Raw genomic sequence first — 12,224 nt, 5'->3', positions numbered from 1 at the left:
GTCCCTCGGTCTTGTTGGAATGACAAGAGCGTAGACGGTTCGGCGAACGATCAGAAGGGTTTGGTCGGCAGATATTTGCCGTTCAGGGGGATCACCGCGCGGGAGCCGCCCTCCGGGTCTTCGACTTTCTTGATGTCCAGTTTGAAATCGATCGCGCTGATCAAGGCGCCGCCAGCCACTGACTGACAATGCCGTCATACACTCCGGTGGCCACGCTCAGGTGCAACCATTGGTCGACATAGCTTTTCCACGCCACATCGTCGCGCGGCAGCAGGAAGGCTTTCTGGCTGTACTGCATCTGCCGCTCGGGGTTGACCGCACACAGCCCGGGTTTTTGCTTTTGCTGGTAACGCGCTTCGCTGGCGTCGGTGATCATCACGTCGGCCTTGCCCGCCAGCAGCTCGTCAAAAATGCTCACGTTGTCGTGCAGGCGTATCTGCGACCGGCCCAGTTGGGCGCGGGCAAACGCCTCATTGGTGCCACCCGCCGGTTCGATCACGCGCACCTGGGGCTGGTTGATCTGCTCGATGGTCTGGTAGCGCTGCACGTCGGCGCAGCGCACCAGCGGGATCTTGCCGTCAACACCGAGCGGCTGGCTGAAGAAGGCTTTTTTCTGGCGCTCCAGTGACACCGAAATGCCGCCTACGGCGATGTCGCAGCGTTGGGCCAGAAAGTCCGGCATCAGGGTTTTCCAAGTGGTGGGCACCCAGGTGATTGTCGCGTTGAGGCTCTTGGCCAGGGACTCGGCCATGGCGATATCAATGCCCTGGTAGCGGCCATCGGCACGCAGCGAGGTGTAAGGCATGTAGTCGCCGGTGGTGCACACCGTCAGCGTGCCACGCTGAATAACTTCGTCCAGGCGTGACGGGCCGGGATCGGCCAGGGCGGTGGTTGCCACGCTCGCCAGTACACACAGGGCCAGAGGAGCTTTCATGCGGTCGAGTCCTTGGGGCAGGTCGGGCGGTCATTATTTCCAGCGCGGGGCAGGGTGGCAAGGTGCCGGATTACGGCGCTGCGGCTTTCGACCTTTTTTTCACGTTGCGGTGGTTAAGCTGCCGATCAAGGTCGTTCACTTCAGCTATATCCACATGAGCACGCGATGTCGTCACAACCTCCATCCTCCATCGAGACCGAATTCACCGAGCGCTATGACCGTGAGCATGCCAGGGTCTGTGGTGACGCGTGTCCGCCTGGGCTGTTGCAGCGCCTGGCCGCGTGGCGCGATGCGCGGTTGGTGCGCCATGCGTTGAAGGTCGCCGGGGAGCCCGGATTGATCCTCGACCTGGCCTGCGGCTCCGGGCGGTTCTGGCCGGTGCTGGCAGAGCACGTCAATCGGGTGATCCTCGCGTCGGACCATTCCCCACAGATGCTCGACCATGCCCGCACCCATCACCCGGCGGCATTGCTCAAGCGGGTCAAGACATTCCCCGGCTCGGCGTTTTCCATTGGTCTCTCGGCCAATGCGGTGGATTGCATCTTCTGCCTGGAGTTGTTTCGCCATGCGCCCGATACCGAGGTGCGCCTGGCATTGCTGCGCGAATTCCACCGAGTCAGCCGCGACACCGTGATTGTGTCCGTGGACGCACGTACGCCGGTTGAAGAGGAGTTTCGCCAGGCCGGCTTCAAGGTCTTGAATCATCGGGAGTTCCTGCCCGGCTCCAAACTCTGGTGTGTCTACGTCCTGCGTAAGAGGGGATAACTTCAGAGGGGATAACTTCCGCCTGTCGGATTATTCTTCATCTTCTGTCTGAGTTTTCGTGGTTGCCTGTGCACTGCGGATGCTCGCAAGTCCCTTTCGCGATATATACTGCGCGCCATTCTTCAAGGGAGAGCCGTGTGGCCATCGATATTCACTGGATCTGCGACAACGATAGCCTCGGCCAGCATTGCGCCCAATGGCAGCAGTTGCCATTCGTCGCCCTCGACACCGAATTCATGCGGGTCGACACCTTCTACCCCATTGCCGGGCTGATCCAGATCGGTGATGGCGTGCGCGCTTACCTGATCGATCCCCTGACCATCGACAACTGGCAACCCTTGGCCGCCTTGCTGGAAAACCCGGGCGTGATCAAGGTGGTGCATGCCTGCAGCGAAGACCTGGAAGTGCTGTTGCGCCTGACCGGCAGCCTGCCTGTGCCGTTGTTCGACACCCAATTGGCCGCGGCTTACCTGAACCTCGGCTTCTCCATGGGTTACTCGCGACTGGTACAGGCGGTGCTTGATATCGACCTGCCCAAGGGCGAGACGCGCTCGGACTGGCTGCAGCGGCCATTGTCCGAAACCCAGGTGAGCTATGCCGCCGAAGACGCCGTGCACCTGGCCGAAGTCTACATCCGCCTGCGCCCGAAATTGAACGATGACAAATACGCCTGGGTACTGGAAGACGGTGCCGAACTGGTGGCCAACCTGCGCCGCGAAGTCGACCCGTACGAGGTCTACCGCGACGCCAAGCTGGCGTGGAAACTGTCCCGCGCCCAGCTCGCCGTATTGCGTGAACTGTGCGCCTGGCGCGAGCAGCAGGCCCGCGCCCGTGACCTGCCGCGCAACCGCATCATTCGTGAGCACTCGTTATGGCCCCTGGCCAAATCCCAGCCGGATAACCTCGCTGCCCTGGGCAAGATCGAAGACATGCACCCGCGCACCGTGCGTCAGGATGGCCAGTTCCTGCTCGACCTGATCAAGCGCGCAGGCAGCGTGCCCATGGACCAATGGCCGCCCGCCGTGCCTGAACCGCTGCCGGTCGATGCCGCCGCGCTGATCAAGCAACTGCGCGCCCTGGGCCAGACGTTCGCCGAGCGCCTGGACATGGCGCCGGAACTGATGCTGCGCAAGAAAACCCTGGAAGCCCTGGTTAAAAGTGGCTATCCCGATGGGCCTTACCAATTACCCGATTCGCTGCGTGGCTGGCGTCGCGAATTGATGGGCCAGGCGCTGCTCGACAGCCTGTCCAGTGCCGGAGAACAGCCTTGAAACGTATTTGCTCGATTTATCGCAGCTTGAAAAAAGACGGCATGTACCTCTATGTCCTCAAGAGCGACGCCCTGGAGCGAGTGCCGGAGCCGTTGATGGTCGCCTTCGGCAAGCCGCATCACGCCTTCGACATGGTGCTGACACCCGAGCGCAAACTGTCGCGCGAGGACATCGCCGTGGTGCTGGAAAACCTCGACAAGCAGGGCTATCACCTGCAAATGCCGCCCGCCGAGGATGAGTACATCGAGCACCTGCCTGAAGAGTTGCTGCGCCGCAACGACCCGATGTGATCGATCAGCGCCCGTGTCAAGGCGCAGGCTTGAATGGAATTGTCTTAGAGGACGGTGGCCGTAAGGATGCGGGCGGCCGTCTGCACTGTTTTTGAAAGGTTTGAACCATGCGTGTTCTGATTGCTGAACAGGATCACCCGCTGTACGCCCAATTGCTTCGCGACGCCGCGCCGGACCTTGAAGTACTGACCAGCGGCGACTCGGCCGAACTCTCGCGCCTGGCCGCCGATTGCCCGGTGTGGCTGGGCCAGCCGGACCTGCTGGCGACGCTGTTGCGCCAGGGCCATCATCCGCAATGGCTGCAGTCGACCTGGGCTGGTATCACGCCACTGCTGGCCGAAGGTCTGCCGCGCGATTATCGCCTGACCCGCGCGGTCGGCATCTTTGGCCAGGTCATGGCCGAATTCGTCCTGACCTACATGCTCGGACACGAACGTGAAGTGCTGGCGCGACTGGTCAGCCAGGTGGAGCGCAAGTGGGACAGCCGCCAGGGCCAGAGCTTGGCCGGGCGCAAGGTGCTGGTGGTCGGTACCGGGGATATTGGCCAGAGTGTGGCGCAGTTCCTGCTGCCGTTTGGCGTCAAGCTCTATGGCATCGCCAGCCAGCCCCGCGAGCAGGCGCCGTTTATCGAAGTCGTCGGGCTCGATCAATTGGGCCGACTGGTGGGTGAGGTGGATTACGTGATCAACCTGCTGCCCAACACCCCTGAAACCCATGATCTGTACGACGCCGCACTGTTCAAGCAATTCAAGCCGACCGCCTTGTTTATCAACGTCGGACGCGGCGTGGCGGTGGTGGATGCCGATCTGGTCGAAGCCCTCAAAGAGGGACACCTGGCCGGCGCCGTGATCGACGTGTGCCGCCAGGAGCCGCTGCCGCAACGCCACCCGTTCTGGACGGCGTGGGGCTTGTTGCTGACCGGGCACAGCTCGGCACCGACCTCGCCGTCGATGATGGTGGAGTTGTTCGTGCAGAACGTGCGGGCGTATCAGGCCAAACAAGCCCTGCGCGGGGAAGTGGATTTCGAACGCGGTTACTGACACAACGCGGTAAAAAAAATGTGGGAGGGGGCTTGCCCCCGATGGCGGTGGACCAGTCAGTACAATGGCTAGCTGACACTCCGCAATCGGGGGCAAGCCCCCTCCCACATTGGTTTTTGCGCAGGAATCAGAGACTGAAGTCACCCTCCGACACCAGCTCGCTCAGCGGCTTGCGCGTACTCGGCGCTTCGCGGCCTTGCAGGTACTCGGGCAGGCTCGACTTGTCGCCCAACTTGCCCACCGCCACGGCGGCATGCAGCGCATAGCCTGCGGGAATCTTCAGCTCTTGGCGGGTCAGTTCCTGATCGAAGCCGGCCATGCCATGGGTGTGCCAGCCAGCAATGCTGGCTTGCAAGGCCAGGTGACCCCAGGCGGCGCCGGTGTCGAAGGTGTGCCACAGGGCCGGGGTTTCTTCCGTGGCGCCGGGGGCGATGAAGTCGGTTTTCGAGGCGATGATCACCAGCGCCGACGCATGCTGCGCCCAGCCCTGGTTGAACTCATTGAGCAAACCCAGGAAGCGCTCCCAGTCCGGCGTGCCGCGGCGGGCATAGAGAAAGCGCCAGGGTTGGGAGTTGTAGGCCGAAGGTGCCCAGCGCGCCGCCTCGAAGAAGCTCAGCAGGGTTTCCCGGGAGATGCTCTCGCCGGTAAAGGCGCGGGGCGACCAGCGTTCGGTGAACTGGGTGTGGATCGGATAGTCGGCAACACGGGTCATGAGCAGTTCCTGATCGTCAATACGGCGCTCAAAACTACTGCGCGGCCACCAGACTGACAAGTGTTGTTACACCGCCAGTCGTAAGCGCTTGGCCCCGAGGGGCTTGGGCACTAGACTGGCGGCCTTTGAACCTACCGATACTGATGCTGAGCCATGGCCGCCAAAGTCGAACCTTTCTGGATACGCAAAACCCTCGAGCACCTCGACCAGGAGGAATGGGAGTCGTTGTGCGACGGCTGTGGCCTGTGCTGCCTGCAAAAGCTTGAGGACGAAGACGACAACAGCGTCTATTACACGCGCATCGCCTGCAAGCTGCTGGACCTGCAAACCTGCCAGTGCACCGACTATCCCAATCGTCGGGCCTCGGTGCCGGACTGCATCCAGCTCACGCCCGGGCAGGCCGACCAGTTCAAGTGGCTGCCGCCCACCTGCGGCTATCGCCTGGTCAGCGAGCGCAAGGATTTGCCCTTGTGGCACCACCTGGTCTGCGGCGACCGCGACGCCGTGCACCACGAACGCATTTCCCAGTCCGGGCGCATGCTCAGCGAAGGCAGCGTGCCAGAGGACGACTGGGAGGATTACCTGATCTTCCGCGCGGGTTGAACCAGGAGTGTGTATGAAGGTGGGATTCAAGCTGGCGACAGCGGCGTTGTTGCTGGCGCTGAGCATGCCGGCGTGGTCCGCCAAAAAAGTCGATTTGGATTACCACGTCAAACTTTTGCCCCAGAGCGATCAGGCCGAGGTGCGTTTGAGCCTGTCCAAGGGTTCTGCAGTGCGCAGCCTGGACTTCGACCTTGGCCGCGACGGCGACTACAGCGACTTCAAGGCCGACGGGCAATGGGCGCTCAATGGACGTCGGGGTCACTGGCAACCCGCCGCCGACAAGGCCAGCCTGACCTACCGCGTACGCCTGAGCCACGCGCACAAACCCGGCACCTATGAAGCGCGGATGACGCCGGCCTGGGCGCTGTTTCGCGGCGACGACCTGGTGCCCGCCGCACGCCTGGACCAGCAGGATGGCGTCGAGTTGGCCTCGCGCCTGACGTTCGAGCTGCCGCCGGGCTGGAACAGCATCGAGACTGCCTGGCCGCGTATCGGCAAAAACAAATTCCGCATCGACAACGTGTCACGCCTGTTCGACCGCCCCACCGGCTGGATACTCGCCGGTAGCCTGGGCAGCCGGCGCATGCGCCTGGGGCAGACCGACGTCACCGTGACTTCGCCCAAGGGCCAGGGCATGCGACGTATGGATGTGCTGACGCTGCTGACCTTCGTGTGGCCGCAGGTGGAAGCCGCGTTCCCGCGCCATCCGGCCAAACTGCTGGTGGTAGGCGCCAGCGATCCGATGCGCCGTGGCGCCTTCTCGGCGCGTGACTCGATCTACCTCAACAGCCGCACGCCGCTGGTCAGTGAAGACGGCAGCAGCCCGTTGATCCGCGAGGTGGTGCAGGCCATCGCCCGTTTCAATGACCACGACACCAGTGACTGGATCAGCGAAGGCCTTGCCGGTTACTACGCCATTGAACTGGTACGCCGCGCCGGAGGGATCACCGACGAGCGGTATCAGGCGATACAGACGCGTCTGACGAAGGAGGGCAAGGACGTGACCAGCCTGCGTGGCGAACACGTCAGCGGCGCGACGGCGTCACGGGCGGTGGTGGTGCTGCAGGAGCTGGACCGGGAAATTCGCGTGAAAACCCATAACAAGCGCTCGCTGGATGACCTGGCGCAAGCGGTGATGCGCGCGGGCAGCGTGACCACGAAGGAGTTTATGCAACTGGCCGAGAATATCATTGGCGAGTCGTCGGTGGTGCTCGATAGCAAACTGCTGCACTGATCTTCAGACCTTGCACAAAGCAAATGTGGGAGGGGGCTTGCCCCCCCGGCGTCTGTAGGAGCGAGCTTGCTCGCGAAAAACGTCAACGATAACGCGTTTTTTCTGAATGAACGCGGTGCCTGTGAGTTCTTCGCGAGCAAGCTCGCTCCTACAAAAAGCCTAAACTGACTGGCATTAGGGCAAGCCCCCTCCCACACTTGAATCTCCAGCGGCCCGATTACTCGGCTCAGCCCGTGGTTTTCACCGCTTTTTCAGCCGCCACTTCAGCCTTGGTCTTCAAGTTCTTCAGCTCCGCGCCCGCTCGCTCGATCTTCGTACGTACGCTGTTCATTTCCTGGCGGCCTTGCTCCAGCTTGTCCTTGAGCGAACTGTGGCCGGTGAAACCGCGTGCCAGTGCCACGCCACCAATCGCCACCTGAATCAGCCCGAACAGACCGCCACGGCGCAGGCCCTTGCCTACCATCATCACGCCACCGGCTACCGAGCCGATGCGTTCCCAGCCGTGTACGTTCTGCGTGCGCTGGGCGTCCGGCTGCAGGTGTTCAATCACTGGTCGCAGGGTTTTGCTGTCGCTCATGATCCGTCTCCAACAAAGGCAAGTGTCATTAGCTGACTGTTCGCAAGGGCCGCTTGTTCCCGCTATTTCATTACCTGATTTCAGTACTTCGGTCCCGAGCGGGTGTTATTGCCCTTGGCCAGGCGGTCGTAGAGCACCACGTTGACGGTGGCGGCGAGGTTCATGCAGCCGGTGGTCGGGATGTAGACCACGTCCTCGCACCAGTCGCGGATCTCTTTGTCCAGCGAGCCGTCTTCGGGGCCGAAGATGTACAGCGCGCGGTCGGGGTGGGTGTATTCGGGCAGCGGGCGGGCGCCTTCCACCAGTTCCACGGCGACGGGGATGCAGCCCAGGGGCAGGATCTTCTTCAGGTCATCGATGCCGATCAGCGGAATGTCGTGATGCACCTTCTTGGTGTCGGTGATGAAATCCCGCGCGCGCTCGTAACGCACGCCGGTATAGAACACCGAAGCCACGCCGTAACAGCCGGCGGCGCGCATGACCGAGCCGACATTTTCCGGGGATTTGGGGTTATACAGACCGATGCAGCTGTAGCGTTTATTGCCCACGGGGAAGGGTGCCTTGCAGGAAAAACCGGGATTATACGGTCTTGAGGCAGTGTGGTGCTTGGGCGATCGCTATCGGGAGCAAGTCGAATCGTCGCACCGCCCCTCCCACAGGGTAATACATTGCACATGTGGGAGGGGGCTTGCCCCCGATGAGGCCAGTACAGCCAACGATTATCTCAGCCGTCTTTCTTCATCAACCCCGCCAACGCCGCAAACGGGTTGTGTGTCGCCTTGGCAATCGTCGGGCTGCTGGTGGAGCCTTCGCCGAAGTACTGCTGATCGGTGTAGCGCGAATGCTCGTTGTCATGGCAGTACAGGCACAGCAGTTCCCAGTTGGAACCGTCCTGGGGATTGTCGTCATGATTGTGGTTGCGGTGGTGCACGGTCAGTTCGCTCAGGCGCTTGCCGGCGAATTCACGGGCGCAGCGGCCGCACACGTGGGGGTACATTTTCAGGGCTTTGTCGCGGTAGCCCATTTCCCGGTCGCGCTGGGCATCGGCGAGGATGCGGTCCAGCTTGGCGGTGTGGGAGGGCGGATTGGTCGAGCTCATCATGGCTCCTGGCTATTGGGTGGTCACGGACAGGTTGATTCTAGCTAATCCCGGCGCAATTAGCCCTTGAGCTTTTCCGCAATCCAGATGGTGTGCCGCGTGCCTTTGTTGCCATGGGCAAACACCTGCACTTCTTCGGCCTTGAAACCGGCCTTGCGCAGTTTGTCGCTGAACAGTCGGTCGGCGCTGGCCGACCACACGGCGAGCACGCCCTTGGGGCGCAGGGCCTTGGCGCAGGCGGCCAGGCCACCGGCGGAATACAGCCAGCTGTTGGCTTTTTGCGTGAGACCTTCAGGGCCGTTATCGACGTCGAGCATGATCGCGTCAAACCCCTGGGGCTCGGCCTGCAGCACCTTGGCCACGTCTTCCAGGCGGATCACCGTGCGCGGGTCGAGCAAGGGCCGACCGGACTTTTCGCCGAGCGGCCCACGATTCCACTCCACTACGCCCGGCACCAACTCCGCCACCACCACTTCGGCGCTCCTGCCAAGGTGCTTGAGCGCCGAGGCCAGGGTAAACCCCATGCCCAGGCCACCGATCAGCACCCGTGAGCCCGGGCGACCGGCGACCTTGCGGCACGGAATTTCCGCCAGGGCATCTTCGGAACCGTGCATGCGCGTGTTCATCAACTGGCCACCGTCACCGCCCTGGATCTTGATGACGAAATCCTCGCCGTATTCGAACAGGCACAAGGCGCCGCCGTTGTCGGGGATCGGAGTGGTGTCCAGCAGAACGAAACGTTTCATGGAAATCTCATTGGGAAGGGCATTCTTGCGCGGTTGGGAGTAGCCTTGTGACATTCCGGTCAGGCCATGGAGCCATCGATGAAGTGCAGCATTCTAACGGTCATTGTGATTGGCGCGCTCACATTGGGTGCGGCGCAGGCGCAGGAGTTGCAAACCGTGCCGGTCGCCCCTGCGCCAACCCCCGGCGCGCCGGGCACGCCAACGCCCACGTTGTACCCGCAGGTCACGCCGCCCGTCGTGCCCAAGACCAACGGCTCGCCGCCGCTGGCGCCGATCGTGCTGCCGACGCCGCCCAAGGACCAGACCGTCCCGGGCCTGCAGCAGAACGACAGCAAGCCGAAGACGCCGGGCGATTAAAACTGTTGCGCCAGCAGTTGCCCATCCGCCATGCGCAAGCGTCTGGACAGAGCAATGGCAATCGCGCGAATGATCTTGGCCGCAACCCTGGGCGCTTCGTTGAGCATCTTTTCCAGGGCGTCCTTGCCCAGGTTCAGCAGCACGCAATCGGTAGCTGCAATACAACTGGCCGAGCGCCGTTCGCCGTCGAGCACCGCCATTTCGCCAAAGGCCCGGCCGCTGCGCAACGTGGCGATGGTCAGGCGTTGACCGGCGGGGTTGGTTTTCTGCACCGCCACCTGGCCGCTGTGGAGGATGCACATGAAGGTGCCGGCATCGCCCTCGAGGAAAATCACCTCTTCCCGGGCAATGCTGCTGATATTGAAATAGCCTGCGGCGATATGAAAATCTTCCGGCAGCAGCGGGTCGAACAAACCGCAGTCCATGAGCATGTCGCGGATTTCGTCGTTAAGCAGAGTGGGTTGTGACATAGCTGCAATCTTGGTCCATCAATTCTGTGGGCGGTCCTGTGTTCAGACAGGACCGCCCGGCTAAGTTCCTGACTCACCTGTTCCTAAATCAGCTCGAGCGCCTTGAACACGAAGGCATATTCGAGCGCTACGTCACGTAATCCCTGGTAACGACCGCTCATGCCCCCGTGACCGGCGCCCAGCTCGGTCTTGAGCAGCAGCAGGTTATCGTCCGTCTTCGTGTCGCGCAGTTTGGCCACCCACTTGGCCGCTTCCCAGTACTGCACGCGGCTGTCGTTGTAACCGGCGATCACCAGCATGTGCGGGTAGGCCTGGGCGCTGACGTTTTCGTACGGCGCATAGGCCTTGATGCGCGCATGCACCTCGGGCTCCTGCGGGTTGCCCCATTCGTCGTACTCGGTGATGGTCAGCGGCAGTTCCGGGTCGAGCATGGTGTTGAGCACATCCACAAACGGCACTTCGGCGATCGCCGCCTGGAACAGCTCCGGGCGTTGGTTGAGTACCGCACCGATCAACAAGCCGCCGGCGCTGCCGCCGCTGATCGCCAATTGCCTGGAGCTGGTCAGGCCCTGGGCGATGAGGTGTTCGGCACAGGCGATGAAATCGCTGAAGGTGTTCTGTTTGTGTGCCTGCTTGCCGTTGCGGTACCAGGCTTCACCCAGCTCACCGCCGCCGCGCACATGCGCGATGGCAAACGCCACGCCTCGGTCCAGCAGGCTCAGGCGCGCATGGGAAAACCACGGGTCCAGGCTCGATCCATACGCGCCATAGCCATACAGGTACAGCGGCGTCGGCTTGCCGAGCTGGTCACGCTTGACCACCAGGCTGATCGGCACCTGGGTGCCGTCGGCAGAGGTGGCCCACAGACGCTGGCTGACGTAATCGTCGGCGTTGAACACACCGAGTACCGGGGTTTCTTTGAGCACCTGCTGTGCACCGCTGGCCAGTTCCAACTGGCGCACCTGGGCCGGACGGTTCAATGCTTCATAGCGCAGGCGAATCCTGTCGCTGGCAAATTCCAGGCTGTTCTGTACGTAGAGGCTGTAAGCCGCGTCAGGCAGTTCCACGCGATAGGCCGCTGCGCCCTCGGGGTGCACTTCAATCACCGGCAGGCCACCGATGCGCAGGCTCAGGGTCATGGCGCCGGCGTTGAGGCTGACGCCGTCGAGCATCACCTCGTCGCTGTGGGGGATCAAATTCTGCCAGTCGGCTTCGCTGGGTACCGTGCCGGTGTCAGGCGCGACGAACAGCGCGTAGTTGATACCGTCGCGGTTGCTGCGGATAAACCAGGTCCACTGGCCGTTCAATTGGCCGTGGTCGACATCGTATTCGTGATCTTCCACCCGCGACGCCAGGCAGGTGAAACCCAGGTGCGGCTGGTCGGCGTCCAGAGCCCAGATTTCGCTGGTGGTCTTGCTGCCCAGGGCCAGCAGCAACTGGTGCTCGGAGCTGGAACGGTAGCAATGCAGAAAGAAGCGTCCGTCGGGTTCGTGGAACACTTCCTGCGCCGCCGTGCCGTCCAGGCGGTAGCGGTAAAGCTTGTGCGGACGATGAGTGTCGTCCAGTTCGCCGAAAAACAGCGTGATGCTGTCGTTGGCCCAGGTCATGCTGCCGTCGCAGTTGTCGAACGCCAGTTCACTGACCTTGTCGGTCGCCAATTCCTTCACGTACAGGGTGTAGATCTCTTCACCGGTGGTGTCGAGGCTGTAGGCCAGGCGTTGATGGTCGGGGCTGATGCTGAACGCGCCGAGGGAGAAAAAGCCGCCATTGGCCAGCACGTTCGGGTCCAGCAGCAATTGTTCGCTGCCGTCATCCACCCGGTTGCTGTCATCGGCCGGGCGCCGGCAGCGGTAGTGACGCGCGTATTCGTCACCGGCGGTGGTGCGCGTGTAGTACAGGTACGGGCCCCAGGGGGAGGGCAGGGACAAGTCGGTTTCCAGGATACGGCCCTTGATCTCCTCGAACAGGGTTTCGCGCAGCGCCTGCTGGTCGGCGAGCTGGGCTTCCTGCCAGGCGTTTTCCGCCTTGAGGTAATCAAGGACTTCAGGGGTGTCGCGTTCCTGCAGCCAGGCGTACGGGTCCGGGCCTGGGGTCTTGCGGGCAATCGGTGCGGTCGAAATAGGCAT

The 12,224-nt window shown here is 62.3% G+C and carries 15 protein-coding genes and 1 pseudogene; 7 read left to right on the top strand and 9 right to left on the bottom strand.

Annotated features, from left to right (window positions below; translation table 11 throughout):
* Window positions 1–50: 50 nt before the first annotated feature.
* Window positions 51–173 (bottom strand): annotated as a pseudogene (locus tag TU82_RS27790) (cyanase); the annotation flags it as partial.
* Window positions 161–934, bottom strand: coding sequence for a transporter substrate-binding domain-containing protein (locus TU82_RS09885; protein WP_057723023.1), 774 nt, complete (start codon window positions 932–934; stop codon window positions 161–163). The gene TU82_RS09885 and the pseudogene TU82_RS27790, both read right to left, overlap by 13 nt.
* A 165-nt stretch (window positions 935–1,099) precedes the next feature.
* On the opposite strand from TU82_RS09885, the gene TU82_RS09880 reads away from it, so the two are divergent.
* From TU82_RS09880 to TU82_RS09865, 4 genes are all read left to right on the top strand, one after another.
* Complete coding sequence (locus tag TU82_RS09880) at window positions 1,100–1,699, top strand: class I SAM-dependent methyltransferase (RefSeq protein ID WP_057723022.1); 600 nt, start codon at window positions 1,100–1,102, stop codon at window positions 1,697–1,699.
* Between the two features lie 137 nt (window positions 1,700–1,836).
* Window positions 1,837–2,970, top strand: a complete 1,134-nt coding sequence (gene rnd / locus TU82_RS09875; protein ID WP_057723021.1) for a ribonuclease D — start codon at window positions 1,837–1,839, stop codon at window positions 2,968–2,970.
* Window positions 2,967–3,260, top strand: coding sequence for a YcgL domain-containing protein (locus tag TU82_RS09870; RefSeq protein ID WP_057723020.1), 294 nt, complete (start codon window positions 2,967–2,969; stop codon window positions 3,258–3,260). The genes rnd and TU82_RS09870 overlap by 4 nt, the downstream gene beginning before the upstream one ends.
* 107 nt (window positions 3,261–3,367) lie before the next feature.
* Window positions 3,368–4,300 carry a D-2-hydroxyacid dehydrogenase gene (locus TU82_RS09865; protein ID WP_057723019.1) on the top strand — a complete coding sequence of 311 codons (933 nt, stop codon included), beginning with the start codon at window positions 3,368–3,370 and terminating at the stop codon, window positions 4,298–4,300.
* A gap of 127 nt (window positions 4,301–4,427) precedes the next feature.
* Here TU82_RS09865 and TU82_RS09860 read toward each other — a convergent pair whose 3' ends face one another.
* A complete protein-coding gene (locus TU82_RS09860) occupies window positions 4,428–5,012 on the bottom strand; it encodes a nitroreductase family protein (protein WP_057723018.1) in 585 nt (194 codons plus the stop codon).
* 153 nt (window positions 5,013–5,165) lie between these two features.
* Between TU82_RS09860 and TU82_RS09855 the strand changes: the two genes are divergently transcribed.
* Both TU82_RS09855 and TU82_RS09850 read left to right on the top strand, forming a co-directional pair.
* Window positions 5,166–5,615: a YcgN family cysteine cluster protein gene (locus tag TU82_RS09855; protein ID WP_057723017.1), complete on the top strand. Its 450-nt coding sequence runs from the start codon at window positions 5,166–5,168 to the stop codon at window positions 5,613–5,615.
* Window positions 5,616–5,628: 13 nt separating this feature from the next.
* A complete protein-coding gene (locus TU82_RS09850) occupies window positions 5,629–6,849 on the top strand; it encodes a hypothetical protein (protein WP_057723016.1) in 1,221 nt (406 codons plus the stop codon).
* 226 nt (window positions 6,850–7,075) lie between these two features.
* Here the strand turns inward: TU82_RS09850 and TU82_RS09845 are convergent, their stop codons facing one another.
* The 4 genes from TU82_RS09845 to TU82_RS09830 form a co-directional block, all read right to left on the bottom strand.
* On the bottom strand, window positions 7,076–7,426 hold the full coding sequence (locus TU82_RS09845) for a YgaP family membrane protein (RefSeq protein WP_057723015.1): 351 nt from the start codon (window positions 7,424–7,426) through the stop codon (window positions 7,076–7,078).
* A gap of 80 nt (window positions 7,427–7,506) precedes the next feature.
* Window positions 7,507–7,974 (bottom strand): RNA methyltransferase, encoded by a 468-nt coding sequence (locus tag TU82_RS09840; protein WP_003189607.1) that lies wholly within the window; start codon window positions 7,972–7,974, stop codon window positions 7,507–7,509.
* A 176-nt stretch (window positions 7,975–8,150) separates the two neighbouring features.
* Window positions 8,151–8,525, bottom strand: a complete 375-nt coding sequence (locus tag TU82_RS09835) for a YajD family HNH nuclease (RefSeq protein WP_057723014.1) — start codon at window positions 8,523–8,525, stop codon at window positions 8,151–8,153.
* A 59-nt stretch (window positions 8,526–8,584) separates the two neighbouring features.
* Window positions 8,585–9,271: a spermidine synthase gene (locus TU82_RS09830; protein ID WP_057723013.1), complete on the bottom strand. Its 687-nt coding sequence runs from the start codon at window positions 9,269–9,271 to the stop codon at window positions 8,585–8,587.
* 78 nt (window positions 9,272–9,349) lie between these two features.
* Between TU82_RS09830 and TU82_RS09825 the strand changes: the two genes are divergently transcribed.
* On the top strand, window positions 9,350–9,628 hold the full coding sequence (locus TU82_RS09825; protein ID WP_057723012.1) for a hypothetical protein: 279 nt from the start codon (window positions 9,350–9,352) through the stop codon (window positions 9,626–9,628).
* Here the strand turns inward: TU82_RS09825 and TU82_RS09820 are convergent.
* On the bottom strand, window positions 9,625–10,098 hold the full coding sequence (locus TU82_RS09820) for a cyclic nucleotide-binding domain-containing protein (RefSeq protein WP_057723011.1): 474 nt from the start codon (window positions 10,096–10,098) through the stop codon (window positions 9,625–9,627). The two genes, TU82_RS09825 and TU82_RS09820, sit on opposite strands and share 4 nt — an antisense overlap.
* 83 nt (window positions 10,099–10,181) lie before the next feature.
* Window positions 10,182–12,224 (bottom strand): S9 family peptidase, encoded by a 2,043-nt coding sequence (locus TU82_RS09815; protein ID WP_057723010.1) that lies wholly within the window; start codon window positions 12,222–12,224, stop codon window positions 10,182–10,184.

The sequence above is a fragment of the Pseudomonas orientalis genome, from assembly GCF_001439815.1.
GTDB lineage: Bacteria > Pseudomonadota > Gammaproteobacteria > Pseudomonadales > Pseudomonadaceae > Aquipseudomonas > Aquipseudomonas orientalis.
Note: the sequence above shows the minus strand (reverse complement) of the source record. Positions and strands in the feature narration are given on the sequence as shown.